28 protein-coding genes are annotated in these 24830 nt (G+C 64.0%); 16 read left to right on the forward strand and 12 right to left on the reverse strand.

Annotated features, from left to right (window positions below):
* Window positions 1-228 precede the first annotated feature (228 nt).
* Genes P0Y65_07340 through P0Y65_07350 form a run of 3 tightly spaced genes read left to right on the forward strand, consistent with a single transcriptional unit; the run spans window position 229 to window position 2548 of the window.
* Window positions 229-885: an allophanate hydrolase subunit 1 gene (locus P0Y65_07340; GenBank protein ID WEK06059.1), complete on the forward strand. Its 657-nt coding sequence runs from the start codon at window positions 229-231 to the stop codon at window positions 883-885.
* Complete coding sequence (locus P0Y65_07345) at window positions 882-1775, forward strand: biotin-dependent carboxyltransferase family protein (protein ID WEK06060.1); 894 nt, start codon at window positions 882-884, stop codon at window positions 1773-1775. The genes P0Y65_07340 and P0Y65_07345 overlap by 4 nt, the downstream gene beginning before the upstream one ends.
* Before the next feature lie 2 nt (window positions 1776-1777).
* Window positions 1778-2548 (forward strand): LamB/YcsF family protein, encoded by a 771-nt coding sequence (locus tag P0Y65_07350; GenBank protein WEK06061.1) that lies wholly within the window; start codon window positions 1778-1780, stop codon window positions 2546-2548.
* Window positions 2549-2776: 228 nt separating this feature from the next.
* Here P0Y65_07350 and P0Y65_07355 read toward each other — a convergent pair whose 3' ends face one another.
* The 5 genes from P0Y65_07355 to P0Y65_07375 form a co-directional block, all read right to left on the reverse strand.
* Window positions 2777-3529 (reverse strand): ABC transporter ATP-binding protein, encoded by a 753-nt coding sequence (locus P0Y65_07355; protein WEK06749.1) that lies wholly within the window; start codon window positions 3527-3529, stop codon window positions 2777-2779.
* Window positions 3530-3543: 14 nt separating this feature from the next.
* Window positions 3544-4308: an ABC transporter ATP-binding protein gene (locus P0Y65_07360; GenBank protein WEK06062.1), complete on the reverse strand. Its 765-nt coding sequence runs from the start codon at window positions 4306-4308 to the stop codon at window positions 3544-3546.
* A 10-nt stretch (window positions 4309-4318) separates the two neighbouring features.
* Window positions 4319-5461, reverse strand: a complete 1143-nt coding sequence (locus tag P0Y65_07365) for a branched-chain amino acid ABC transporter permease (protein WEK06063.1) — start codon at window positions 5459-5461, stop codon at window positions 4319-4321.
* A 1-nt stretch (window position 5462) separates the two neighbouring features.
* The gene (locus P0Y65_07370; GenBank protein ID WEK06064.1) at window positions 5463-6494 is read right to left on the reverse strand and encodes a branched-chain amino acid ABC transporter permease; all 1032 of its coding nucleotides are present in this window, start codon (window positions 6492-6494) and stop codon (window positions 5463-5465) included.
* A gap of 70 nt (window positions 6495-6564) precedes the next feature.
* Window positions 6565-7923, reverse strand: coding sequence for a substrate-binding protein (locus tag P0Y65_07375; protein WEK06065.1), 1359 nt, complete (start codon window positions 7921-7923; stop codon window positions 6565-6567).
* A gap of 190 nt (window positions 7924-8113) precedes the next feature.
* On the opposite strand from P0Y65_07375, the gene P0Y65_07380 reads away from it, so the two are divergent.
* The 4 genes from P0Y65_07380 to P0Y65_07395 all read left to right on the forward strand — a co-directional run bounded on the left by P0Y65_07380 (window position 8114) and on the right by P0Y65_07395 (window position 13082).
* Window positions 8114-9715, forward strand: a complete 1602-nt coding sequence (locus P0Y65_07380) for a short-chain fatty acyl-CoA regulator family protein (GenBank protein ID WEK06066.1) — start codon at window positions 8114-8116, stop codon at window positions 9713-9715.
* A gap of 76 nt (window positions 9716-9791) precedes the next feature.
* Window positions 9792-10175: a response regulator gene (locus tag P0Y65_07385; GenBank protein ID WEK06067.1), complete on the forward strand. Its 384-nt coding sequence runs from the start codon at window positions 9792-9794 to the stop codon at window positions 10173-10175.
* A gap of 13 nt (window positions 10176-10188) precedes the next feature.
* On the forward strand, window positions 10189-10386 hold the full coding sequence (locus P0Y65_07390) for a hypothetical protein (GenBank protein WEK06068.1): 198 nt from the start codon (window positions 10189-10191) through the stop codon (window positions 10384-10386).
* Window positions 10386-13082 carry a sensor histidine kinase gene (locus P0Y65_07395; protein ID WEK06069.1) on the forward strand — a complete coding sequence of 899 codons (2697 nt, stop codon included), beginning with the start codon at window positions 10386-10388 and terminating at the stop codon, window positions 13080-13082. Before P0Y65_07390 ends, P0Y65_07395 begins: the two co-directional genes overlap by 1 nt.
* Here the strand turns inward: P0Y65_07395 and P0Y65_07400 are convergent.
* A complete protein-coding gene (locus P0Y65_07400; protein WEK06070.1) occupies window positions 13079-13897 on the reverse strand; it encodes an ion channel in 819 nt (272 codons plus the stop codon). The genes P0Y65_07395 and P0Y65_07400 overlap by 4 nt on opposite strands.
* 80 nt (window positions 13898-13977) lie before the next feature.
* Here P0Y65_07400 and P0Y65_07405 point away from each other — a divergent pair, with 80 nt between their 5' ends.
* The 4 genes from P0Y65_07405 (at window position 13978) to P0Y65_07420 (ending at window position 17457) form a co-directional block, all read left to right on the forward strand.
* On the forward strand, window positions 13978-14478 hold the full coding sequence (locus P0Y65_07405) for a DUF1993 domain-containing protein (protein ID WEK06071.1): 501 nt from the start codon (window positions 13978-13980) through the stop codon (window positions 14476-14478).
* A 146-nt stretch (window positions 14479-14624) separates the two neighbouring features.
* Complete coding sequence (locus P0Y65_07410; protein WEK06072.1) at window positions 14625-15368, forward strand: glycosyltransferase family 2 protein; 744 nt, start codon at window positions 14625-14627, stop codon at window positions 15366-15368.
* 68 nt (window positions 15369-15436) lie between these two features.
* On the forward strand, window positions 15437-17188 hold the full coding sequence (locus P0Y65_07415) for a flagellar hook-length control protein FliK (protein WEK06073.1): 1752 nt from the start codon (window positions 15437-15439) through the stop codon (window positions 17186-17188).
* Window positions 17185-17457, forward strand: a complete 273-nt coding sequence (locus P0Y65_07420; protein ID WEK06074.1) for an EscU/YscU/HrcU family type III secretion system export apparatus switch protein — start codon at window positions 17185-17187, stop codon at window positions 17455-17457. Before P0Y65_07415 ends, P0Y65_07420 begins: the two co-directional genes overlap by 4 nt.
* 94 nt (window positions 17458-17551) lie before the next feature.
* Here P0Y65_07420 and P0Y65_07425 read toward each other — a convergent pair whose 3' ends face one another.
* Window positions 17552-17980 (reverse strand): hypothetical protein, encoded by a 429-nt coding sequence (locus P0Y65_07425; GenBank protein WEK06075.1) that lies wholly within the window; start codon window positions 17978-17980, stop codon window positions 17552-17554.
* A gap of 174 nt (window positions 17981-18154) precedes the next feature.
* Between P0Y65_07425 and P0Y65_07430 the strand changes: the two genes are divergently transcribed.
* Window positions 18155-18673 (forward strand): DUF2076 family protein, encoded by a 519-nt coding sequence (locus tag P0Y65_07430; GenBank protein ID WEK06076.1) that lies wholly within the window; start codon window positions 18155-18157, stop codon window positions 18671-18673.
* Window positions 18674-18717: 44 nt separating this feature from the next.
* Here P0Y65_07430 and P0Y65_07435 read toward each other — a convergent pair whose 3' ends face one another.
* Together P0Y65_07435 and P0Y65_07440 are read right to left on the reverse strand one after the other, a co-directional pair.
* Window positions 18718-19194 (reverse strand): cell wall hydrolase, encoded by a 477-nt coding sequence (locus P0Y65_07435; GenBank protein ID WEK06077.1) that lies wholly within the window; start codon window positions 19192-19194, stop codon window positions 18718-18720.
* Between the two features lie 172 nt (window positions 19195-19366).
* A complete protein-coding gene (locus tag P0Y65_07440) occupies window positions 19367-19702 on the reverse strand; it encodes a hypothetical protein (protein WEK06078.1) in 336 nt (111 codons plus the stop codon).
* 161 nt (window positions 19703-19863) lie between these two features.
* Between P0Y65_07440 and P0Y65_07445 the strand changes: the two genes are divergently transcribed.
* A complete protein-coding gene (locus tag P0Y65_07445) occupies window positions 19864-20208 on the forward strand; it encodes a hypothetical protein (protein ID WEK06079.1) in 345 nt (114 codons plus the stop codon).
* Here P0Y65_07445 and P0Y65_07450 read toward each other — a convergent pair.
* Window positions 20195-20791 (reverse strand): 5'-methylthioadenosine/S-adenosylhomocysteine nucleosidase, encoded by a 597-nt coding sequence (locus tag P0Y65_07450; GenBank protein WEK06080.1) that lies wholly within the window; start codon window positions 20789-20791, stop codon window positions 20195-20197. The two genes, P0Y65_07445 and P0Y65_07450, sit on opposite strands and share 14 nt — an antisense overlap.
* A gap of 124 nt (window positions 20792-20915) precedes the next feature.
* Here P0Y65_07450 and P0Y65_07455 point away from each other — a divergent pair, with 124 nt between their 5' ends.
* Window positions 20916-21215 carry a hypothetical protein gene (locus P0Y65_07455; protein WEK06081.1) on the forward strand — a complete coding sequence of 100 codons (300 nt, stop codon included), beginning with the start codon at window positions 20916-20918 and terminating at the stop codon, window positions 21213-21215.
* Between the two features lie 3 nt (window positions 21216-21218).
* On the opposite strand, the gene P0Y65_07460 is transcribed toward P0Y65_07455, so the two are convergent.
* Entirely contained in the window at window positions 21219-21380 is a 162-nt protein-coding gene (locus P0Y65_07460; GenBank protein WEK06082.1) for a DUF2934 domain-containing protein, read from the reverse strand.
* Between the two features lie 199 nt (window positions 21381-21579).
* Here P0Y65_07460 and P0Y65_07465 point away from each other — a divergent pair, with 199 nt between their 5' ends.
* Window positions 21580-22929 carry an MFS transporter gene (locus P0Y65_07465; GenBank protein WEK06083.1) on the forward strand — a complete coding sequence of 450 codons (1350 nt, stop codon included), beginning with the start codon at window positions 21580-21582 and terminating at the stop codon, window positions 22927-22929.
* Here the strand turns inward: P0Y65_07465 and P0Y65_07470 are convergent.
* Complete coding sequence (locus P0Y65_07470) at window positions 22926-24149, reverse strand: MFS transporter (GenBank protein WEK06084.1); 1224 nt, start codon at window positions 24147-24149, stop codon at window positions 22926-22928. The genes P0Y65_07465 and P0Y65_07470 overlap by 4 nt on opposite strands.
* 151 nt (window positions 24150-24300) lie before the next feature.
* Between P0Y65_07470 and P0Y65_07475 the strand changes: the two genes are divergently transcribed.
* Complete coding sequence (locus tag P0Y65_07475) at window positions 24301-24792, forward strand: helix-turn-helix domain-containing protein (protein ID WEK06085.1); 492 nt, start codon at window positions 24301-24303, stop codon at window positions 24790-24792.
* Window positions 24793-24830 lie beyond the last annotated feature (38 nt).

Below are 24830 nucleotides of genomic sequence, written 5' to 3' on the forward strand. Positions count from 1 at the left end.
AGTATCGAACGGTCTTCCGGACGAGGCAGAGTTCCTCGCGCCATTGACCGGGTTGACTGATCCGGGCAGGTCCATCAGGACTAGGTCCTCGGCAATCACCTGAGGCTGGCCTGCAAATGGCGATTTTCTGCGCTTCCGGTCCTCACGTACCCGAACGTACGCTGCGGTCCGGTTCTCAAAAACCACCATTTTCGACTCAGCCTGAGGCGATTGTCATCGGCCCTGATCGTGGCTGATCCCGACATTTTCCCGACGCCGACGATCCTTGCGCTCGGTGACAGTGCCATTCTGGTGCGCTTTGGCACGCGCCTGACGGATGCGGCCAATCGCGCGGTGATCGCGCTGACGGGGCTGCTCGAGCATCATCCGATCGCGGGGGTGGTGGAGGTGATGCCCAACCTTGTGTCGGTGCTGCTGCGCTATGATCCGCTGACGACCTCGCCGACCCTGCTGCAGGGCGAGTTGCGGTTGCGGCTGTTCGGGCTGGCGGGGGCGATGGATGCGCCGGCTGCGTGGGATATTCCGGTGGTGTTCGATGGGCCGGATCTCGACGAGGTTTCCGCTGCGCTGGGGCTGAGCCAAGACGCTTTCATTGCGGCGCATAATGCGGCGCCGTCGCGGGTGCTGGCGACGGGGTTTGCGCCGGGCTTTGTCTATTGCGGGCTGCATGAGGCGATGGTGCTGCCGCGACGGACGGCGGTGCGATCATCGGTGCCGGCGGGGAGCGTGCTGTTTGCCGCGGGGCAGACGGCGATCACTGCGACGGAAATGCCGACGGGCTGGCATGTGATCGGGCGGACCGAATTCAGGAATTTCGATGCGGCTGCGACGCCGCCGACGCTTTTGCGGGCGGGTGACCTTTTGCGTTTTGCGGTGGCACCATGAGTGCCGTCATCCAGATCCAGCGGGCGGGGCCGCTGACGAGCATCCAGGACGCCGGGCGGTTCGGCATGCTGGCGCATGGGATCAGCGCGTCGGGGCCGATGGACCGGGGTGGCTATGCGGCGGCAGGCGCGCTGGCGGGCGCGGGGCTGGGTGGCGTAGAATTCACCATGGCAGGGCTGGAGATTTTTGTGGCCAGCGGACGCTGCCGGGTTGGCTTCGCCGGCGGGCATTTCGTGGCGCATCACAATGGGCGGGCGGTGGACTGGTTCGGGGCGGTTGCGCTCGAAGCGGGTGACCGGCTGGCGGTGACGCCGGGGGCCTGGGGCAATTATGGCTATCTGCGGTTTGATGGTGACATTGTCGCGCAGAGGATGATGGGCAGTATTGCCACCAGCAGCCGGGCGGGGCTTGGCGGGCTGGAGGGGCGGGCGCTGCGGGCGGGGGATGTGATTGCGCTGGAGGGCAGTGGAGGCGCGGTGTCGCAGCCAGCGCCGCTCGAGCCGGGCGCCGGGCCGATCCGCTTTGTCTGGGGGCTGCATGCGGATCTGTTTCCGCAGGCGGCAAGGCAGGGGTTTGTCGAGGGGGCATTTGCCATCACCACGCGGATGGATCGGATGGGGGTGCGGCTGGACGATATCGGAGAGGTGTTCGGGGGGGCGTCTAGCCTCAGCCTTGTGTCGGATGCCATCGTGCCCGGGGATATCCAGATTCTGGGGGATGGGACGCCGATCGTCTTGATGCGGGACCATCAGCCGACGGGGGGCTATCCGCGCATTGCCACGGTGATCACGGCCGATCTCGATCGCTTTGCGCAGATGCGGGCGGGAACAGCTGTTGCCTTCGAGCCGGTGGGCGTGGAACATGCGCAGGCGCTGTTGCGGAGCGGCTGAAGATGACGACGATCGACCTCAACGCCGATCTGGGCGAGGGCATGGGCACGGACGAGGATCTGCTGGAGATCGTCTCCAGCGCCTCGATCGCCTGTGGCGGCCATGCCGGCGATGCACCGACGATCCGGCATATTCTCAAGGTTTGCAAGGCGCGCGGCGTGCGGGCGGGGGCGCATCCGGGCTATGCGGATCCCAAGCGGTTCGGGCGGTTTCGCGTCGTGATGCCGCTTGATCAATTGCTCGGGCAGATCCGCAGCCAGCTGTTCCTCGTGCGCTTCATCGCCGACGAGGTGGGCGTGCCGCTGAGTTATGTGAAGCTGCATGGGGCGCTGGCCAACCAGACGGCGGAGGAACTGGCCTTTGCCGTGGGCGTGTTTGCGACGATCCAGGCGATGGACCCGAAAATGGCGGCGCTGGCGCTGGACAATAGCCAGCAGGTGCGGGCGGCCAAGGCCGTGGGCATGCCACTGATCCGGGAGGCCTATGCAGATCGGGCCTATACGGGTGAGGGCTTGCTGGTGCCGCGGTCGGAAGAGGGTGCGGTGATCCATGACAGCGATGCGGTGATCGAGCGATGCCTGCGGCTGGCCAAGACAGGCGAGATCGTCGCGGTGGACGGTACGGTGCTGAAGTCGTCGGCGCGGTCGATATGCCTCCATGGTGATACGCCGGGGGCGGTGGAGCTGGCGCGGGACGTGCGTGATGCGCTGCAGGACGAGGGGATCACCATCGCGCCGGTGGCGCCGGAGGTCGAGGAAGACGCGGAGGCATAGTGCCATGCCCTCGTGGTTCGAGAGTCGCTTTGCTCCCACCTCACCATGAGGGCTACTGAGAATTCGATCTACCAACAGCCTCATGGTGAGGTGCTTCGCGCAGCAAAGCCTCGAACCACGAGGGCATGGCACACTGCGAGTGTCTGTCCTGAACCTCTCGGCTGGGAGAGTGAAATCGGCGGAATGCCTTTGGGGCCGGGAGGTCCAGGATAGGTCGGATCGCCAGAGCTAGATGGCGAGATATTCGTGGCGGAGCTCGGTGTTATCGAGCACTTCCTTCGCAGTTCCAGAGAAGGCGACTTCGCCGGTGTCGAGGATGACGGCGCGGTCGGCAAGCTTGAGGGCGGCGACGGCATTCTGCTCGACGATGATGGTGGTGATGCCCATGGGCTTGATCGAATGCAGGATGCGCTCGATTTCCTGGACGATGACGGGGGCGAGGCCCTCATAGGGCTCGTCGAGCAGGAGGAGTTTGAGGTCACGGGCCAGGGCGCGGGCGATGGCGAGCATCTGCTGCTCGCCGCCCGAGAGGGTGACGCCCTCCTGCTTGCGGCGCTCGGCGAGGCGCGGAAAACTCTGGTAGATCTGGTCGAGGCTCCAGCCATGGCCGGGGGCGACGCGGGCGAGGGTGAGGTTTTCCTCGACGGTGAGGCCCGAGATGATGCGGCGGTCTTCGGGGACGAGCTGGATGCCGGTGCGGGCGGCCTCATAGCTTTTCATCTGGTGAATGGGCTGGCCGTCGAGCCAGATTTCTCCCTGGCGCAGCTGAGGATCGTCGGTGCGGGCAATGGTGCGCAGCGTGGAGGTCTTGCCGGCGCCGTTGCGACCGAGGAGGGCGAGGATTTCGCCCTTGCGGACATCGAGCGAGACACACTGCACGATATAGCTTTCGCCGTAATAGGCGTGCATGTCGCGGATGGAGAAGAAGGGGCGGGTAGTGTCCAGCGTGGCGGCGTGGGTGGTTGCGTTTTCTGCTGTCATGGCGATGGCGCTCATCAATGCGCTCCTCCCAGATAGGCTTCCTGGACCTTGGGATTGCCGCGGACCTGGTCGGGCGTGCCGTCGGCGATGATGCGGCCCTGGGCGAGGACGGAAATCTTGTCGGCCAGCGAGAAGACGACATGCATGTCGTGCTCGATGATGACCTTGGTCATGCCGCGGCTCTTGATCTTCTTGAGCAGTTCGATGGTGGTATTGGTGTCGTGGCGGGACATGCCGGCGGTGGGCTCGTCGAGCAGCAGCAGGCGCGGATGCTGGATGATGCACATGGCGAGCTCCATGCGGCGCTTGTCGCCGCGGCTGAGGCTGCCGGCGGCCATGTGGCGGCGGGCATGCATGCCGACGTCTTCGAGCATGTGCTCGGCTTCCTGCAGGATGCCGGTTTCGCTGTCGAGGGACCGCAGCATGTTGAGCTTGAAGGCGCCGTCGCGCCTCGCCAGTGCCGGGATCATGACATTGTGCAGGACCGAGAGGTCGGCGAAGATTTCCGGGGTCTGGAAGACGCGGGCAATGCCGAGCTGGTTGATCTGATAGGGTTTGCGGCCGGTGAGCACGGTGCCGTCGAAGATCACCTGGCCGGAGCTGGGCGCCAGCTTGCCGATGATGACATTGAGCAGGGTGGACTTGCCGGCGCCATTGGGGCCGATGATGGCGTGGGTCTTGCCTTCTTCGACCTGGAGGTCGATGTCGGCCAGGGCGTGCAGCCCGCCGAAGCGCTTGTGGACGTCGGCGACATGCAGGACGATATTGGGATTGGTCATGGGTCTCGTCCTATTCGGCAGGTTGCGGTTGGGGCGCGGACTTGTCGGGTGATGGCTTTTGCCGGCGATTGACCATGCTGGCGATGCGGCGCACGCCTTCCATGATGCCGCCGGGCAGGAAGACCACGATCAGCACGAAGACGAGGCCCAGGGTGAGGAACCAGCCTTCGCCGACGAATTTGCTGGTGACGGTGACGAAGGCGGTGTCGAGCCCGTCGGGCAAGACATCGTAGAAGCGGTGCAGCATGCCGTCGTTGATGGCCGAGAAGATGTTCTCGAAATATTTGATCAGCCAGGCGCCGATGACCGGGCCGACGAGCGTGCCGGCGCCGCCGAGGATGGTCATGAGCACGACTTCGCCGGAGGCGGTCCATTGCATGCGTTCGGCGCCGGCGAGGGGATCGGTGACGGCAAGAAGGGCGCCGGCGAGGCCGGCATACATGCCGGAGATGACGAAGGCGGCGAGGGTATAGGGCTTGGTGTTGAAGCCGGTGTAGTTCATGCGCGTCTGGTTGGACTTGATGCCCTTAAGCATCATGCCGAAGGGAGAATTGGTGATGCGCTGGGCGATGAAGAAGGCCAGGATCAGGAAGCCGGCGCAGAAATAGAAGCCGGCAAAGCCGCCGAGCGACTGGCCGAGCAGGGTCGGCACCGGCTGGCCGGCAAAGGTCTGGCCGGTGACGGTATCGAGATAGCGCGGGTCGCCGAGGGTGAGCTGCAGGCCGGTTTCGCCATTGGTGATCGGCGTCAGCACCGAATAGGCCAGATTATAGCTCATCTGGGCGAAGGCCAGCGTCAGGATGGAGAAGTAGATGCCGGAGCGGCGCAGGCTGACGAAGCCAATGAGCAGGGCAAAGAGGCCCGAGACGAGGATGGCGAATAGCATGGCCGGGATGGCGTCGAGGCTCAGGAGCTTGAAGGACCAGACGGCGGCATAGGAGCCGACGCCGAAGAAGGCGGCGTGGCCAAAGCTCAGGTAGCCGGTGAGGCCGAAGAGGATGTTGAAGCCGACGGCGAAGATGCCGAAGATCATGAAGCGCTGCAATAGGTCCGGATAGGCGGCGCCGAAGGGGGCCAGCCAGATCGGCATGGCCAGCACGGCGACGGTGAAGCCGAGGAAAAGCAGAAGGTCGTTGCGTGACATGACGCGCATATCAGGCCTCCATGACGCCACGCCGGCCGAAGAGGCCCCGCGGCAGGACGAGCAGAATGACCACGGCGACGAGATAGATGATGATCTGGTCGATGCCGGGAATGAGGGCCTTCACCTGCGTCATCGAGGCGAAGGATTGCAGGATGCCGAGCAGGAAGCCGGCAGCGACGGCGCCGGGCAGGGAGCCCATGCCGCCCACGACCACCACGACGAAGCTCAGCACCAGGAAGTCCATGCCGATGTGATAGTTGGGCGGCAGGATGGGCGTGTACATGACGCCGGCCAGGCCCGCGACCACGGCGGCAAGGCCGAACATGATGGTGAAACGCCGGTCGATGTTGATGCCGAGGAGACCCACGGTCTCGCGATCGGCCATGCCGGCGCGGACCACCATGCCGAAGGTGGTGAACTGGAGGAAGGCGAAGACGCCGGCGATAATGGCGGCGGAGAAGAGGAAGTAGATCATCCGCCAGATCGGATAGGTGATGACATTGGCCTGCATGCCGAACCAGGCGCCGATATCGGCCGCGCCGCGCAGATCGGTGGGCATGGGCTGGGGAATGGGGTTGGGTCCGAAGACGGACTTGATGACTTCCTGCGCCACGATGGCCAAGCCGAAGGTCACGAGGATCTGTTCGGCATGGGGGCGCTTGTAGAAGTGCTTGATGATGCCGCGCTCAAGGCCAATGCCGACCAGCAGCATGACGGGAATGGTGGCGATGATGGAGAAGGGCACCGAGTAATTGACCAGCACGGCGCCGAAATCGCCGAACCAGGCCTGGACCAGCGGTTCGCGAATTTCCAGCGGTGAGCCCCAGGGGGAGAGCTGTTCGGGATCAATGGTGACGGTTTCGAGGGTCAGCAGCTGGCGGAACAGCACCGCACAGAAAGCGCCCAGCATGAAGAGCGCGCCATGGGCGAAATTGACGACACCCAGGGTGCCGAAAACAAGGGTGAGGCCCAGGGCGATGAGGGCGTAGGCCGCGCCCTTGTCGAGGCCATTGAGGAATTGCAGGAAGATGACTTCAAACATGACGAATACTCCAGGCGCGCGGTGCCGGGACTGAAAGACTTGCCCGCCCCGTGAGGGGCGGGCAGATGGATCAGCACATCGGGACAGGCTCTGCCGGGCCGAGGTCGCCGCCGAACATGGCGGGATCGTAGGCGACGGCGTCGCGCGGGATTTCCTGGACGATGTTGAGTACGTCATATTCGCTGCTCGGGCTTTCGTTGCCCTGCACCACAAGGACATTCTTGATGCACTGGTGGTCTTCGGCGCGATAGAGCGTGGCGCCATTGCCCATGCCGTCGAATTCGTGGCCTTCGAGGGCCTCGATGACCTTGGGCGGATAGAAGGTGCCGGCGCGTTCCACCGCGTCTGCATAGAGCAGGGCCTGGACATAGGCGGTATGGGCGGCCTGGGACGGCGGGGAGCCGTATTCGGCGCCAAAGCTTTTGGTGAAGGCTATCGTGCCCGGATCCTGCAGGTTCCAGTGCCAGTTGGAGGTGCCGAAGATCCCCTTGACGTTTTCGCCGGCGCCCTTGGCCATGAGCTCGGAGATCAGCGGCGTGACGATCTGGAAATCCTTGCCGTTGGCCTGGCGGTCGCGCATGCCGAACTGGATGGCCTGGGTCAGGGAATTGACCATGTCGGTGCCGTAGTGGTTGAGGATCAGCACGTCGGCGCCCGAGTTGAGGATGGGCGTCAGATACTGACTGAAGTCGGCGGCGCCGAGCGGGGTGCGGACGGCCTGGACGGTTTCCCAACCCAGAGCCTCGGTGGCGTTCTTGATGGATTCTTCCTGGGTCCAGCCCCAAGTGTAGTCGGCGGTGAGGTGATAGGCGCGGCGGTCCATGCCATATTCGGCGCCAAGGACTGGGGCGAGGCCGACGCCGGATTGATAGGCGTTGAAGAAGTGGCGGAAGCCGTAGCGGCGCTTGTCCTTGCCGGTGGTGTCGTTGGAATGGGTGAGGCCCGCCATGAAGATGACGCCCATTTCCTGGCAGAGGCCCTGCACGGCGATGGCTTCGGCGGAGGACGAACCACCGGTGACCATGATGGCGCCGTCGCGCTCGATCATGCGGGTGGCGCCGGCGCGGGCGACGTCGGCCTTGGTCTGGCTGTCGGAGGTCACATAGGCGACCTTTTTGCCCAGGATGCCGTTGCCCTTGAGGGCGGTGGGCGTGAGGACGCCGATGAGGCCGCCATCGCCCTCGCCGTTGAGATGCTTGATGGCCAGCTGATAGGCCTTCTGCTCGTCGGCGCCTTCCTCGGCATAGGCGCCGGTCAGCGGCAGGTTGAGGCCGAAGGTGACAGTATCCCCGGTGGGATTGTTGCAGAATTCCTCCTGCGCCCAGGCGCCCCTGGTGAAGACGAGAGGGGCTACGCCGGTGCCGATGATGCCGGCGAGGCCGGTCTGGAGCACCCGACGACGTGTCAATCCACGCTTCAAAAGTGTCATTGATTTCCTCCTTTTGCGCGGGGTCGCCGATACATAGCCAGCAACTCGCCGCAGTGTGGATTATGGGCAGGAGGAGAAAACGACGGCAACAGCGCATTGTAATTGCAGTGATATTCTGTAAATAGTTGTTCTGTCGCGCCGCAGTATTAGTCAATCAATTGACAGACGGGCGCGCGGGAGGACTGGTTTCATGCGTGCGCCCATTGGCTTCCGCATCAGCAACCGCAGGAAATCGCTGAAGATTTCCCAGGCTGCATTGGCGCGGCTGGTCGGCATTTCGCCGAGCTATCTGAACCTGATCGAAAACAACAAGCGCGACATCGGCGGGGCATTGCTCAACCGCGTGGCGAGCCAGCTCGGGGTGGATATCGACGAGCTGGCCGGGACGAGCGAGCAGAAGCTACTGCAGGATCTCGAAGAGGCCTTTGCCGATCCGCTGGTTGAGTCGCTGCCGTTTCAGCCGGACGAAAGACGCGAGCTGGTGGCGCAATATCCGGCCAGTGCGGGGGCGCTGTCGCGGCTGCACCGGGCATATGTGGCGGCGGTGGGCAATGCCGATGCCTATGCCGACCGGCTGCGCTCGGACCCGCTGCTGAGCCAGCTGCTGCATCAGATCTTGTCGGGGATCACCGCCATCCGCTCGAGTGCGGAAATTCTGGAGGATGTGGGGGACCTCGACGAAGCGGAGCGCCAAAAATTTCTGGCGGCGATCGGGCGGGACAGCCGGACGCTGTCGGATGTGGCGCGCAACCTGATCGGGCAGTTCGATACGGCCAGCCAGATGCAGCGCAGCCTGTCGCCGGCGCGCGAGATCGACGACCTACTCATCGAGCGGGAGAACCACTTTCCCATGCTGGAGGCGGCGGCCGAGGGGCTGCGCGACGAGATCGAGCGGGCGGGGGCGTTTGGCATTGGGACGCTGACCGAACTGCTGGAGCAACGATTCGGCGTTTCGGTGCGCGTTGGAGGGGTGCCGGACGAGGCGGATTATCCGGGGCAGTATCGGTTCGATCCGAGGACCAGGCGCATGTGGCTGCATGGGGCGAGCATGCTGGCGACACGGCAGTTCCAATTGGCGCGGCTCTATGGCGAGTTGGCGGCGCCAGAGGCTGTCGCGGTAGCACTGGAGAGCGCGACGCTGTCGACGCCGACAGCAAGGCGGCTGGCGTCGCGGGCGGTGGGATCGTATCTCGCCGGGGCGATGATCTTTCCCTATGCGCGGTTTCTGGAGGATGCCGAAGCCTGCGCCTATGACGTGGATCATTTGCGGCAGGCGTATAATGCGAGCTTCGAGCAGGTGGCGCATCGGCTGGTGTCGCTGCGCAGGCCGGGCCAGGAGGGGATTGCCTTTGGATTTCTGCGCTCGGACCCTGCCGGGCGGCTGACCAAGCATTTTCCGCTGCCGGGGCTGTTGCTGCCCAATAGCGGGCATGCCTGTCCGCTGTGGGCGATCTATGGGGCGTTTCGTTCGCCCGATGCATTGCAGCGGCAGGTGGTGCGGTTTTCCGATGGGTCGCGCTATCTGTTCCTGGCGCGGACGGTGCAGCGGCGGACGGCCTCGTTTCGCGAGCAGGCGGTTGCGGTATCGGTGATGCTGGCCTGCGATGTGCTGCAGGCGGACCGGACGGTTTATGCCGAGGGGCTGGATCTTTCGGATCTGGGCGCGGACATATTGGTGGGGCCGAGTTGCCGGCTGTGTACGCGCTACGATTGCACGAGCCGGCAGGAGGAGGCGCTATCGCCGACGGCGGGGCAGTCGCGGACGCGCGGGCCCTTGTTGCCGCTGCATTAGAGCTTGGCGCTCCCGGACTATTGCGCTCTAATGTCGCAATCTGCGGAGGGGAGACCGCGGGTGCAAAGGGGGGACTTTGGCAATCGACATTCTCATTGCCGAGGATGAGCCGAGCATTCTGGAATCGCTCGACTTCATCCTGCGGCGGGCTGGCTGGAGCATCAGCTCGGTAACCGATGGCGATGCGGCGCTGGATGCGGTGCGGCGGCTGAAACCGCGCGTCTTGGTGCTCGACGTCATGCTGCCCAAGCGCAGCGGCTTTGATGTGCTCAAACAAATCCGCGCCGGATCGGATACGCGGGGGTTACCGGTGCTGATCCTGACGGCCAAGGGACAGCAGCAGGATCGGCGGATCGCCGAGGAGCTGGGGGCTGATGTGTTTGTCACCAAGCCCTATGCCAATGCCGAAGTGGTGGGCGCGGTGCGGCAATTGCTGGATGGCAATGGACCGGCTGCGTAGGATCCGCGGTGGCATGCTGTGGCTGAGCACGCTGGGGGCGTTGCTGATGCTGCCGCCGCTGGTTTTCGTGTTCAACCAGAGGATCACGCATTTCGGCATTCCGCAGATCGTTTTCTATCTGTTCGCGGTATGGGTACTGCTCATTGTGGGGACGGCGCTGCTGGCGCATGCCATGCCGCGGGACGAGTTGCCGCGCGACGGGGATAGCTGATGCTGTCGGCCGATTTCGTCATCGCCACGGCGATCGGCTATGTCGGGCTGCTGTTCGTTCTGGCCTATTTCGGGGACCGGCGGGCGCGGAGCAACAAGCGCTCGTTTCTGCATTCACCGGCGGTCTATACGCTGTCGATCTCGGTCTATTGCACGAGCTGGACCTTCTATGGCGCGGTGGGCAATGCGGCACGCTCGGGGCTGGAATTCCTGACCATCTATCTGGGGCCGACGCTGGTGTTTGTCGGCTGGTGGTTCCTGTTGCGGCGGCTGGTGCGGATCAGTCATCTGCAGCGGATTACTTCGGTGGCGGACCTGTTGTCGTCGCGTTTTGGCAAGTCGAACCGGCTGGCGGTGCTGGTGACCTGCATCGCGGTGGTGGGGATCGCGCCCTATATCGCGCTGCAACTCAAGGCGGTGACCTCGTCCATCCAGGCGGTGGCGGGGGCGTCGGAATTTGGGCAGGGGAGCCTCAAGGGGATCGACGATGTGGGGCTGGCCTTCGGCATTGCCGCGGGCATGGCGCTGTTCACGATCCTGTTCGGGACACGGCATGTCGATGCCAAGGAGCAGCATCACGGCGTGGTGGCGGCGATCGCCTTCGAGGCGGTGGTCAAGCTGACGGCGCTGGTGGCGGTGGGGATTTTCGTCGTCTATGTGGGCGGCGGCTTCGAGGCGATCTTTGCCGAGGGGGCGCGGCTGGGCGTGTCGGTCGATGCGGAGAGCACGTTCGACGCGCGCTGGCTGACGACGCTGGGCCTGTCGGTGGCGGCGATCGTCTGCCTGCCGCGACAGTTCCAGGTGACGGTGGTGGAGAATTCGGACGAGGCGCATCTGCGCGTCGCGAGTTGGGCCTTTCCTGCCTATATGCTGCTGATGAGCCTGTTCATCCTGCCCATTGCGGTGTTCGGGCTGACCAAGATGCCGGCGGGCTCCAATCCGGACATGTTTGCGCTGACGCTGCCGCTGGCCTTCGGGCAGGACGGGCTGGCGCTGTTTGCCTTCATCGGCGGATTTTCGTCGGCCACGTCGATGATCATCCTTGAATCCATCGCGCTGTCGATCATGGTCTCCAACCACATATTGATGCCGCTGATCCTGCGGTTCAGCGCGCCGGGGGGCGATGGCAGGGGGGTGACCAGCCTCGTGCTGTTCGCGCGGCGGATTTCGATCGTGCTGATCCTCTCGATGGGGTTTTTCTACTTCTTCTTCACGCGCGATTCCGATGCGCTGGCGCCGATCGGGCTGATCTCCTTTACCGCCATCGCGCAATTCTTCCCGGCGGTGATCGCGGCGCTGTTCTGGCGCGATGCGTCGCTGAAGGCCGCGACGGCGGCGATTGCGGCGGGGTTTGTCTTCTGGATGTGGTGCAGCTTTTTGCCAAGCTTTGAATCGGTGTCGCCGCAGGTGGCGCTGCTGCTGAGCCAGGGGCCGTGGGGGATTTCCTGGCTGCGGCCGGAGGCGATGTTCGGGCTGGAGGGGCTGGACCCGCTGACGCATGCGGCGTTCTGGAGCATCTCGGCCAATGTGCTGATCCTGACCACGGGATCGCTGCTGACCAGCCAATCGGCGCTGGAGCGGATCCAGGCGAGTGTGTTCGTCGATGTGTTCAGGCGCGGGAATGTGCCGAGCGGCAATTTCGTGCCGGGATCGGCGACGGCTAATGATCTCTATTTCGTTGCCGAGCGCGTGCTGGGGGAGACGCGGGCGGCGGCGCTGTTCGAAACGGAGGCGCGGGAAAATGGCGTTGATCCGGACATGATTGAGCCGTCGCCAGGCTTCATCGGGCGGCTGGAGCGGGAACTGGCGGGGTCCATCGGCGCGGCTTCGGCGCATGTCATGCTGTCCAAGGTCGTATCCGGCAGCGATGTGTCGCTCGAAGAGATGATGCAGATGGCCGACGAGACGCAGCAGGTCATCAGCTATTCGCAGGAGCTGGAAAAGACCTCGGCCGAATTGCGCTCGACGGCGCAGCAGCTGGAAGATGCCAATTCGCAATTGCGCGAGCTCGACAGCCAGAAGGACGAGTTCTTGAGCCAGGTGAGCCATGAGGTGCGCACGCCGATGACGTCCATCCGCTCTTTCTCGGAAATCCTGCTGGAGGGTGACGGGATTGCGCCGGAGAAGCGGCAGCACTTCGTGTCGACGATCCACCAGGAGAGCCTGCGGCTGACCAAGCTGCTGGACGAGATACTTGACCTGTCGGCGCTGGAGAGAGGTGAGCGCAGCTGGGAGAACCAGCCGGTGGATGCGGAGGCGGCGCTGGACCGGGCGCTCACCGTCTGCGAGGCGCTGTTGCGGCAGCATGGCGTGGCGGTGGAGCAGGGTGGGCGGGCGCAGGCGACGATGGTCGAGGGCGATGCGGACCGGCTGTGCCAGGTGTTCATCAACCTGATATCCAATGCGGTGAAATACAATGATGCGGGCAGCCCCGTGCTGCGCATCACCTCTTCGGTGCGGGCGGGCGCCTATACCGTCGATTTTGCCGACAATGGGCCAGGCATTGCCCGGGGCGAGCGCAAGCTGATCTTCGAGAAATTCGCCCGTGGGCAGCGTGGTGCGGTGCAGCAGAGCGGCGCCGGGCTCGGTCTCGCCATTTCGCGGCAGATCGTGACGCGGATGAACGGGGCGCTGGACCTCGTGCAGGGTCAATTGCCCGGGGCCTGCTTCAGGGTGCGTCTATCTGTAATGCGTTAGTGGTTGCCGCTGTCCGGAATGTTGAGCAGGTGGCCGCAGGCCTTGCAATGGACGGCGTCGGGTTCATGCTTGGACAGGCCGCATTGTGGGCAGGGGAAGTTCACCTTGGCGGGGCGGAAGATGGCCTGGGCCAGGCGCACGAAGAGCGAAATGCCGATGATCATAATGACGATGGAGGCCAGCTTGCCGGCGGTGCCGGGCAGGGTCAGGTCGCCGAAGCCGGTGGTGGTGACGGTCGCCACGGTAAAATAGAGCGCATCGATATAGCCTTCGATGCTTGGGTCATCGCCGCGATTGGCAAAGGCGGTATAGACGAAGCCGGTTACGACGAAGAGGAAGACCATCAGGTTGACGACGGCCTGGATGGGTTCCTGATAAAGGCCCCAGCCGCGCTTCTTGAGCGGCTTCCAGAAGGTCGAGGTGCGCGTCAGGGTCCAGAGGCGCAGGATGCGCAGGAAGCCGAGATTGACCAGCCAGATCGGGGCCAGAAGCGTTGCGAGGATGAAGATGTCGATGATCACCGGCATCTGGCGCAGCCAGCGCAGCACGTCGGTGGCGGCGAGGCCACGGGCGATCAGGTCGACGGCGAGGAGCGCCGCGATGGAATAGTCGAACCAGAGGAAGGCCTCCTTGCCGCGCAGCAGAGGCGTGGCGATGAAGAAGGCGATGATGGCCAGATCGACGACCAGAACGGCGAACTGGAAGCGCAGCGCGGTGGGTGAGGAGCCATGGTAGAGCTGACGCAGCGTCGAGCGGAGCCGGGCGAGCCCGGTCTTGTCTTCGTGGTCTTCGGGCTTGTCTTTATCCGCACGCATAAAATCGCCTTGCCAGCTGCACAATGCAGACCCATCTAGTCTGTTCCCGTTCGGGATGCGACAATCAAGAGAACAATGCCATGACGATCTCCGTCTATGACGTGACCGTGCCGGTCTTTACCCGCATGCTCACCAACCTCCTCGCCATCATGGACACGGCGGAAGCCAGCGCCGCCGAACGCAAGTTCGACACCGCGGTGTTTGCCGATATGCGCCTGGCGCCCGACATGATCCCGTTCCGTGGTCAGGTGATGATCGCCACAGACCATGTCAAAGGCTCCGTGTCGCGCCTGGCGGGTCGCGAGGTGCCGTCCTGGCCGGATACCGAGAAGACGTTTGACGAGCTGCGGGTACGCATCCGCAAGGCGCTGGACCTGCTGGCCACCGTCAGCCGCGAGGATCTCGACGGCAGCGAGGCACGCGAGGTGACGCTCAAGCTTGGCGGCAAGGACGTGACGATGAATGGTCTCGCCTATCTGACCGAACGCGCCCTGCCGAACTTTTATTTTCACGTGACCACGGCCTACGCCATCCTGCGTCACGGCGGCGTCGCCATCGGCAAGCGCGACTATATCGGCTGATCCCATGCGGGCTGACGGATCGGCTAGACCGGTCCGTCTCGCCCAATGGGCTTGGGAAAAGCCGGTGCCTCTGTTGCCGTGGGCGCAGACTGGGGCTATTGGCAGCAGATTGCGGCCTGCCGCGTTGAGCCCAGCAAGAGGCATAGATGAAACTGGCATTCGTCATTCCGGCCTATAATGAAGAGGCCCTGATCGGCAAATGCCTGGAGTCGGTGGTGGCCGAGATCGCGCGTTCTGACGCCGATGCCGACATCATCGTGGTCAACAATGCCTCCAGCGACCGCACCGGCGAGATCGCCCGCAGCTTTCCCAGCGTGCGGGTGGTCGACGAGCCCAAGAAGGGTCTGGTCAATGCGCGCGACGCCGGCTTTGCCGCCAGCGAGGGCTATGAGCTGATCGCCAATATCGACAGCGACACGATCGTGCCGGAAGGCTGGCTGGATACGGTGCTGCGCGAGTTCGCCAAGGATCCCAAGCTCGTCTGCCTCAGCGGGCCCTATGTTTATTACGACATGAGCGCCTGGAACCGGTTCCTGGTCGGCATGTTCTATGGCCTCACCTGGTTGATCTATGCGGTCAACCGCTTCGTGCTGCGCGTCGGCTCGGTGGTGCAGGGGGGCAATTTCGTCTTCAAGCGCCAGGCCTGGGCAGACGTCGGTGGCTATGACCGCTCGATCGTGTTCTTCGGCGAAGACACGGACGTCGCCGTGCGCCTGTCCAAGGTGGGAGCGGTCAAATGGACCTTCGCCCTCAAGATGAAGACCTCGGGCCGGCGCCTTGAATCGGAGGGCGTGTTCCGCACGGCGGGCACCTATACGCTCAACTTCTTCTGGGTGACGTTCAAGGGCAAGCCGGCAACCAAGAGCCATACCGACATTCGTCCCGACTAAGTTCAGTAGTCATACATAGGTCTGGGCGCTAGAATGGCGCGCCGCATGGGGCGGTTGAGGATTGAACTATGGTGATCCCTCCGGATCTGCCACGCGTCAGCCCACAGCGGACCGAAAGTCTGCCCAACCTGCCATTGCGCCAAGGACAGACCATCGAGGCGAGGGTCGTCGGGCCCGGCCAGAATGGGGCGACACAGGTCGAGATCCGCGGCCAGGTGGTGAGCCTCAACCTGCCGGTGGCGGTCAATGCCGGGGAAACGATCCGGCTCGAAGTGCAGGGTCAGGGCCAGCAGATGCGCCTTGCCATGCAGGTGGCGGCCCAGCCCAATGTGCCGGCGAGCCCGGCACCGGCCAATCCCACGCAGATCAACATGCCCTTGCCTCAGCAGCCGGCCATGCCTGCTGCGGCGCCCCCACAAGCGGCGGTGCAGGCAGCGCAGCAGGCCATGGTGCAGGCGCAGTTTGGCAACCAGCCGGATGTGACGGCGCCTCAGACACCGACAGCGACAAATTTGACGGGCGGGCAGGCGGCAACAAGCGCCGCTCCCGCGCAGGGCGCACAGGTTCCGCAGACGGGCCTGCCAGCGCAGACAGCAGCCGCACAGCCGGCAGCGCCCATGGCGCCGACGCAGACGCCAGCGGCTCCGGCCAATGCCACTCCGGTGACGACCGCAACTACCGTGCAAGTCACGCAACAGGTCGTGCCACAGACGGTGGCGCCGCTCTATCCGCAGGCTTCGCCGGGCCTGCCCAATCCGGCGGCGGTGGCTGCTGCAGCAACGGCGCTGAACCAGCCGGCCCCGGCTTCGAACACGCCGCGCGGCGATGTGGCGCCTGTTCTGGCGGCGGCGCCGGTGGGCGGTGGCAGCAGCAACGCCTTGGCCAGCAACACGTCGGGTATGCCCAATCCGCAGCAGCCGGCAACGCCCCAGGCGGCGCTCAACCAGATGATGCAGAATGCGGTACCGCGCCAGGCACCGGTGACGGACCTGACGGCGGCGCTGAGCAGCATTGCCGGCAAGGTGGTGTTGCCCGAGCCAGTGGCGCGGGCGGCGCAGATGGTGATGGCAGGCCGCATGGCGATCGATGGCAAGCTGGATGGCGCAGCACTGCAACAGGCGGTGCGCGGCTCGGGCGTGTTCCAGGAGGCGGCGCTGGCCAAGGGGCAGTTGCCCTTGCCGCAGACGGACATGAAGTCGGCTCTCCTGACCTTGCGGCAGACGCTGGTAAACTGGCTGGGCAACCAGGCAGCGCTGACCGCGGTGGCGCAGGTGCCGCCGCCGCTCAAGGGGATTACACCGCGGGCCCGGGCGCATGATGCGCCCATGCTCGACGTAGCCGATGCGCCCGAGGAGATCGGCCGGCAATTGCTGGAGCGGACCGAGTCAGCGCTGGCGCGGACGCGCATGCACCAGCATGCCTCGATGCCCGACCAGGCGGCCAAGACGGCGGACTGGAGCATGGACCTGCCGGTGCTGATCGGCCAGCACCAGACGACCATGCAATTGCAAATCCATCGCGACGAGGGCGGCGAGGGCGGCAGCGAAGGCGAACGGGGCTGGCAAATGCGCTTTGCCATCAACCTGCCCAGCATGGGGGAAGTCGGCGCGCAGGTGTCGCTGCGGGCCGGTACGGCCGGGGTGATGCTGTGGGCCACCGAGCCGGAAACCTCGGCGGCGCTCGATGCCGAAGTCAACGCTCTGCGCGAGGGGCTGGTCGAGGCGGGACTGAAGCCGGGTGCAGTGATCGTGCGCCATGGCGAACCGCATGTTCCACCGCCGCCTGAATCCGCGGGCCATTTTGTGGATGCGCGCACATGAGCGAGGAGGAGCGCTCACGCGCGCTGGCCGTTGCGCTGCAATATGAAAAGGGCAGCCGCGAAGCACCCAAGGTCGTGGCCAAAGGGCGCGGGCTGGTCGCCGAGCGCATCGTGGCGCTGGCGGAGGAGAATGGTGTGGTGATCGAGGCCAATCCGGTGCTGGCCGAGGCGCTGAGCGGCATAGAGCTGGACGATACGATTCCGCTTGAACTCTATGAGGCAGTTGCCGTCGTGATCGGCTATGTACTGCGGGTCGGCATAGCCAAGTAAAAGCCCCGCATACCAGGTGGTTGCGGGGCGAATTTTGCGTAACAGATGAGCTACCGATAACGCGTCCGGGCAGGTGCCGGAAACGTGGCGACGCTTATTCCATGCCGAGCATCTGCTTGGTGGCATCTTCGGCCATGTCGGCAGCCTGAGCGATCTGCTCGTCGGTCAGGCCCTGGGCTTTGCCGGCGTCTTCGGCGGCCTTGCGGGCAGCGGCGACGGTCTCGGCCTTCTGCTCGTCGGTCAGGGTAGCGGCCTGGGCCTGCATCGCCTGCATGGCCTGTTCCGGGGTCATGTTGGCGGCGTCGGCCGGGGTCATGGCGGAGGGGGCGGCAGCAGCGGCGGCGGGTGCCGTGGTGGTTGCGGCAGCAGCCGGGGCCGCGGCGGCGGCCGGAGCGGCTTCAGCGGCGGGCGCTTCGGCAGCGGGGGTGGCGGGCGTGGCTTCGGCAGGGGTCTGCGGGTCGCTGCAGGCAGCGAGGGTCAGCATGGCGAGAGCGGCAATCGGCAAAAGAAACCTGGTCGTCATTGAATGTTTTTCCCTTTAGATTCGGCACGTTGAGTGTCGATCACGGCGTCGTGACAATTGTGGCGGGCAAAGTTTGGGCGAAGTCGTGGCATTTCTGAGGCAGAGTTAACGGGTATTGCAACCGCGCCATGACCTTCCCATGTCTTTGACAAGACAAATCACGGGAGATGCAGGATGGCCAATCGCGAAGACCATGAGGCAATCGAGGGTCTGTTCAACCGGATCGAGGATGTGGCCCGCAATAGTGCGCCGCGCGACCGCGATGCCGAAGCGCTGATCCAGCAGCGGCTGCGCGACTATCCGCCGGCGCCCTATTACATGGCGCAGACCATTCTCATGCAGGAACAGGCGCTGCGCGAGGCACGCGCCCGGATCGAGGAACTGGAGGGTGGCGGCCAGCGTGATGGCTGGGGCGCCGAGCAGCGGCAACCGGCGCGGGCGCGCGGGCCGTGGGATCGTGACGAGGGCAATGACCGGCGTGGTGGTGGCGGGTTTCTGGCCGGCGCAGCGCAGACGGCGCTGGGCGTCACCGGCGGCATGCTGCTGGGCAGCGCCATTGCCGGGATGTTTGCCGGTGGGGCACAGGCAGAGGAGCTTCAGCCGGTCGACAATGGCGAGCAGGATGCGCCCGATGATTTCGACGGCGGCGATGACATGGGCGACGGCGGCTTCGATTTTGGCGGCGACTTCTAGGGCTTTCGCCTCGCAAGGCCGGACGCCCGCCTGCTGGACACACTCTAGAACGTGCCGGGCGTGCGCTTTTCGTAGAACTCGTTGCCGCCAGCTTCGAGCACGTAGTACATGTTGTTATAGGGAAAACGCAGGCCGGCGGTGTGGAAATGCTGGGCGTTCTGCACGCCGGGGTGACGGGCGCCGGCAAGGACCTGGTCGGCCATCTGCGAGGCGAGGATGGCGCCGCTGTCGGTCATCTTTTTGGTGAGCACGCCTTGCGCGAACTGGTTTTTCTGGCCAACGACGCCGCAGACCGAATGGGGATAGCGGGCGTCGTGCAGGCGGTTCATCACCACCGTGCCGACGGCCAGCATGCCGTCAGGGCTCGAGCGGTTGGATTCGAAATACATGGCGCGCATCATGCATTCCTTCTCGGAAAGCTGGGCCATGCCGAATTCTATGCCGAAAAAGCTGCAGCCGCCCAGGCTCGTTGCGACGACGGCCAGCGCGGCGGTTCGCAAAATGGCTGATGAAAGCGCCATGGGGCATCTCCGGTCTGTTGCAATAGTGCAAGTTTGACCAAAAATGCCCCAATAGGCTTAACCTTGGCTTTGCCAGCAGGGTTAGCAAAACCTGAATTTCCACAGGCTGGAAGAGCCTGCATTGTCGCGTTTTCGAACAGCAAAAGTGGCTGCCACTCTTGCTGAAAACGCTCTAGTCGCGGCGGAAGAGCAGTGCCGAGAGCAGGGCAATGGTGCCGAGGACGGCGAGGGCCGGGATCGGGTTCTCCTGCACGGCCTTGGTCGCCACATGGGCCTGCTTGTTGGCTTCGCGCAGCGCCACGGAACCCTGGTGGCGGACTTCCTTGGCGATGGCCAGCGCGTTGTGCTGGATGTCGTCGAAGGTGTTGCCGCCATAGTTGTTGACCGCCTTGGAGAGGTCAGCCAATTCGCTGCGCAGATCCGAAATGCGGTCGAGCAGGGCGTCCTGCAGATCCGAGCCGTCCTTTTCCAGTGCCCTGAGGGTCCGTTTGCCAATAGTGCTTGCCATGATTGACGCTCCGCGTTGATGTGTCTGCACGCTCAACTCAAACTGAGCCGGGAAGTTCCGGTGGCAGGCCAAGGCGTTGCCGGTGAAAAAGTGATACGGCGGCCCTTGGAAGGTCGCGATTGTCATCCCAGATGGTAGTGTAGACGCGCCACAGAGGGGACATGACGATGCATTCCAAGAGCCACGCCCGCCTCAACCGCCAGTTCGAGCGCCTGCAGAAGCGTATTCCCGATGCGGCCGCGCGCCTGCTGGAGCGGCTGCGCCGGCCGGAGTCGCGGCTGATCCGCATTCCGCTGGGCATTTTGTTGGTGCTGGGCGGGGTGTTCAGCTTCCTGCCCGTGCTGGGCATCTGGATGCTGCCGCTGGGCCTGCTTCTCTTGGCCATCGATCTCGTCATCCTGCAGGGGCCGGTCAATTCGGCCATCGTGCGCGGCTCGCGCAAGTGGAGCACGTGGAGCCGGGCGCGGCGGGACAAGAAGGCCGCGGCGGCCGCTAAGCAGGGCTGAGGGCAGAGGCCTCGATCAGGTCGATCGCGGCAGCCAGTTTTTCGTCGATGATATGCAGGTACTGGTACCAGTCATCGACATGGCCGAGCTCTTCGGCGCCATCCGAAATGCCGCGCAGGGCCAGCAGAGGCACGTCGAAGGCCTGGCAGGCGCGCAGCACGGCATAGGTTTCCATATCCACCATTTCGGCAGCGATGCCATCATAGGCAGCGCCGGAGACGACATTGGCGCCGGTGGAGAGCGTCGCTGTGGGAATGCCGGGAATGGTGGTCAGCGGCAGGACGGGCGCGAGGTCGAGCATGGGCGTCTGGCCCTTGGGAAAGCCAAGCGCAGAGGCATCCATGTCCCGGTAGGAGACGGTGCTGGCCTGATAGAGCCCGCATTGCTCCAGCACGCGTGAACCGGCTGACCCGAGCGAGACGACGAGCGTTGGCAGGGCGCTGTTCTGGGTGGCTTGGGCGAGGGCGCGCGTGGTCATCACGGCAGCCTCCACGGGACCGATGCCGGTGAGCAGCGGGGTGATGCGGGCCTGCAGGTGCGGTCCGAATTCGGCTTGGGCAGCCATGACATAAAGGATGGTCATGTATGCCACGCTAGCATGGTCCAGGGCCTTGCCAAGCCCCCTCATTACCGCTTCGGTAAGGGGAGTGTGACATTCTGATGAATGAAATAGCGCCAATCCGGCGCTTCATGTTTCGGAGTTGGAAGTGCGTTTCGCGGTGATCGAGGGTAACAGGGAATGGACTGAGCCGGCCTGGCACGAGACCAGGTCTGCCAGCACAGCGGTTCTCGTCGAAGATGTCGAGGCGGAAGCCCGGCGCCGCCTCAAGTGCTGCAAGCTCCAGGAATGGCGGACCCGCGAATTTATCACCGGTCACGCGATGCCCGCCGACATCAAGCATTTCGCCCTGCAGGTTGAGTTTGCCGCCAAGGCCATTGCCTGCCTGTCGCCCATTCCGGACGATTTCGACAGCGACGTCTACTGGCCGCGCATGATCGGTCTGTAGAGGCTATTTCGCCTTGGCGACACGCTTGCGCGGCGCCTTGGCAGGTTTGCCATCTGGCGCGGTGACTTCGGCTTCTGCAGCGAGCCAATATTGCTTGTCCTTGCCCTCCGGACGGCCGTCTGCTTCCCAAAGCTGGTAGGCACGCTGCTTGACCTGATTTTCCATCGCTGACCTCTCTGTGGCTCGGACACCGCGTCGACAGGGTTTTTGGAAAATTGAGACTGTCGGCACGGCGGGACGCGATGCGTCCTTGATCTGCATACTGACACATGTTGGCGGACTGACATGGCAAATGTCATCGCGAACCAGCATAGTACTATCAGCGTTCAGACAAAATTCTGCAAGCGAGTGCGGCGGGACCGAAATGACCCCTTTCCACCAGATTCTGGGCAATAATCTCATTGCCAACATCACCAATTTTACCGTGTGGTTCGCGCTGACATTCTGGGTCTATCTGGAGACTCACTCGGTTTTTGCTACGGGCATGATCGCCGGCGTCTATCTGATCTTTACCGCCGCCTTCGGATTCTGGCTGGGCAGCATTGTCGACCACAATTCCAAGAAACTAGCGATGATGGGATCGAGCGCGGTTTCGGCAGGCTTCTACACGCTGTCGCTGGCCATGGTGCTGCTGGAGCCGGAGGGAGCCTTCGCCAATCCCTATGGCTGGTATCTATGGGCTTTTGTGCTGCTGATCATGCTGGGGGTGATCGCGGGCAATATCCGCTCCATCGCGCTGCCGACGCTGGTCACCATGCTGATCCCCGAAGGCGAGCGCGACAAGGCAAATGGGCTGGTGGGCATGGTCAGTGGCATCGGCTTTCTGACCACATCGGTGATCAGCGGTTTTCTTGTCGCTTGGGGCGGCATGCTGGCGACGCTGGTGCTGGCGCTTGTGCTGACACTGATTGCCTTTGCGCATCTGCATTTCGTGCCGTTGGACGAGGGACGGGTCGTGCCGGCCGAGGGCGAGGTGGCGGAGCCCAAGCGGGTGGATATCAAGGGCACCATTGCGGTGATCGCGGCGGTGCCGGGGCTGTTTGCGCTGATCTTCTTTGCGACGTTCAACAACTTCCTCGGCGGCGTGTTCATGGCACTGCTCGATGCCTATGGGCTGTCGCTGGTGTCGGTGCAGGTGTGGGGGCTGATGTTTGGCGCCCTGTCGACGGCCTTCATCATCAGCGGCATCGTCATTTCCAAGGTGGGGCTTGGCAAGAACCCGCTGCGGACGTTGCTGCTGGTCAATGTCATAACCTGGACGGCCTGTGTGTTCTTCACCATCCAGCCTTCCATTTGGCTGCTGGCGGCGGGCTGCGCCATCTGGATGTTCCTGGGGCCGTTTGCCGAAGCGGCCGAGCATACGACGCTGCAGAAGGTGGTGCCGCTGGAGCGGCAGGGTCGGGTGTTCGGCTTTGCCCAGTCGATCGAGCAATCGGCGTCGCCGCTGACGGCCTTTTTGATCGGGCCGCTGACGCAGTTCGTGGTTATTCCCTTCATGACCGATGGTGCGGGTGCGCAGGCGATCGGTGGCTGGTTCGGCACCGGGCCGGATCGCGGTATCGCGCTGGTCTTCACGGTGGCCGGGGCGATCGGGGTGGTGGTCACCATCCTGGCAATGAACTCGCCGCAGTACCGGCAGTTGTCCAGGGCCTATGCCGAGGGCGGCGACGACGACGATGGTGATGCCACCGCCGTCGTTGCCAATGTTGCTTAGGCTGGTTGCAGCGTGCCAGTCGGTTCCTCGGGCGTGCTGCGGCCGGGGAAGGTTAGGGCGACCAGGGCTGCGGCGAGGCCGATGGCGGCAGAGCTGACGTAAAGCCAGTGGTAGTCACCAAAGGTATCGAAGAGCCAGCCGCCGCCAACCGGGCCGATGGCCATGCCGATCGATGAGGTCATGGTGATGCCGCCGAGAACGGTGCCCATGACGCGGGGGCTGAAATAATCGCGGGCGAGCACAGCGTAGAGCGGCATGACGCCGCCATAGGCGAGGCCGAGCACCGCGGCCAGCATGTAGAACTGGGTCAGCTCACCAATGTAGATGTAGGAGTATATGCCGACGGCCTGCAGCACGAGGCCGCCGACGATGACGCGCTTGACGCCGATGCGGTCGGCGAGAAGGCCAAAGGCCACGCGACCAACAAGGCCTGCAGCGCCCTCGACGCTATAGATGCTGGCGGCGGCAATGGCCGAAGCACCGCAGAGCATGGCGTAGCTCACGGTGTGGAAGATCGGGCCGGAATGGGCAGCGCAGCAGAGCGCGAAGACGGCAGCCAGCACGATGAATTGCGGGCGCTTCATCACTGAAAGGATGGAATTGCCCTGCGCGGCCTGCTGGGTGCTGCCTGCCCCGACGGGCGTGTCTTCCACGCTTTCGGGCGGGCGGCGGATCAGCAGAGCGGTCGGCAGGATAATGGCGGTCGCGACAAGGGCCGTCACCATCATGGCATTGCGCCAGCCCATCTGTTCGATGAGGATGGTGGCCAGGGGCGTGATCACCATGGGGGCGACGCCGGCGCCGAGCGAGACCAGCGAAACGGCGAGACTGCGGTGTTTGTCGAACCAGCCGATCACCGTGGCCATGAGCGGGGCGAAAAAGGCGCCGCCCGATGCACCAACGAGACCGCCATAGGCGATCTGGAAGACCAGCAGGTCATTGGCGCGGCTGGCGATGAAGAGGCCGAGGCCCAAGGTACAGGCGGCAATCAGCACCACGGGGCGGGCGCCGATGCGATCGGTGAGCGTCCCCCAGAGAAATCCTGCGACGCCCATGACGATGAAACCGATGGTCATGGCGCCGGAAATGCCGGCGCGGGTCCAGCCGGTCTGATCGGAGATGGGTTGAAGATAGACTGGCAGGGCGAACATGGCGCCCATGGCCAGACAGGTGATGACCGCGCCGGCGGCGACGATGACCCAACCGTAATTGCGTTCCATTTGACAGATGCCTCCCGATATCCTGCCCTATAGACGTATGAGCAATGTCATGTTCGACATCGTCTCAACAAATTTGTGAACCGCTTGTAATGTGCAACTAGTCTGCGCCCTGTGCTACAACTTGTAAAGCGGTGCGAAGCAGGAGAGTCGCGTGGACGTGCGTTCTGGTTGTCCGATCAATCTGTCGGTGGAAGTGCTGGGCGACAAGTGGAGTCTTGTCGTGCTGCGCGACATCATGTTCGGCAATTTCCGCAGCTACCGCGAGCTGCATGGCCATTCGCTGGAAGGGATTGCCACCAATATCCTCGCCAACAGGCTCAAGCATCTGACGGAAGAGGGTTTTCTCACGGCGGCCGGTGATCCCAACCACAAGCAGCGCACGATCTATAGCCTGACCGAACAGGCGATCCAGCTTGTGCCGGTGATGGCGGCGCTTGGAGCCTGGGGTTCGCGCTTCCTGCCGGTCAGTGCGGAACTGGCGGCGCGGGCGATGGTGCTCGATGAGGGCGGGCCCGCCTTGTGGGCTGATTTCATGGACGAGCTGCGGCATCTGCATCTGGGTGCAGAGCCGCCGAAGCGGTCGGCTCTGGCGCAGATGCAGGCGGCCTACGAGGCGGCCGTGGCACAATCGGGCGGCGGCTGAGGTTTACATCTGCGGTTCAGTCCCTACATTGGACCCTC

It is taken from the genome of Candidatus Devosia phytovorans, from assembly GCA_029202405.1.
GTDB classification, from domain to species: domain Bacteria; phylum Pseudomonadota; class Alphaproteobacteria; order Rhizobiales; family Devosiaceae; genus Devosia; species Devosia phytovorans.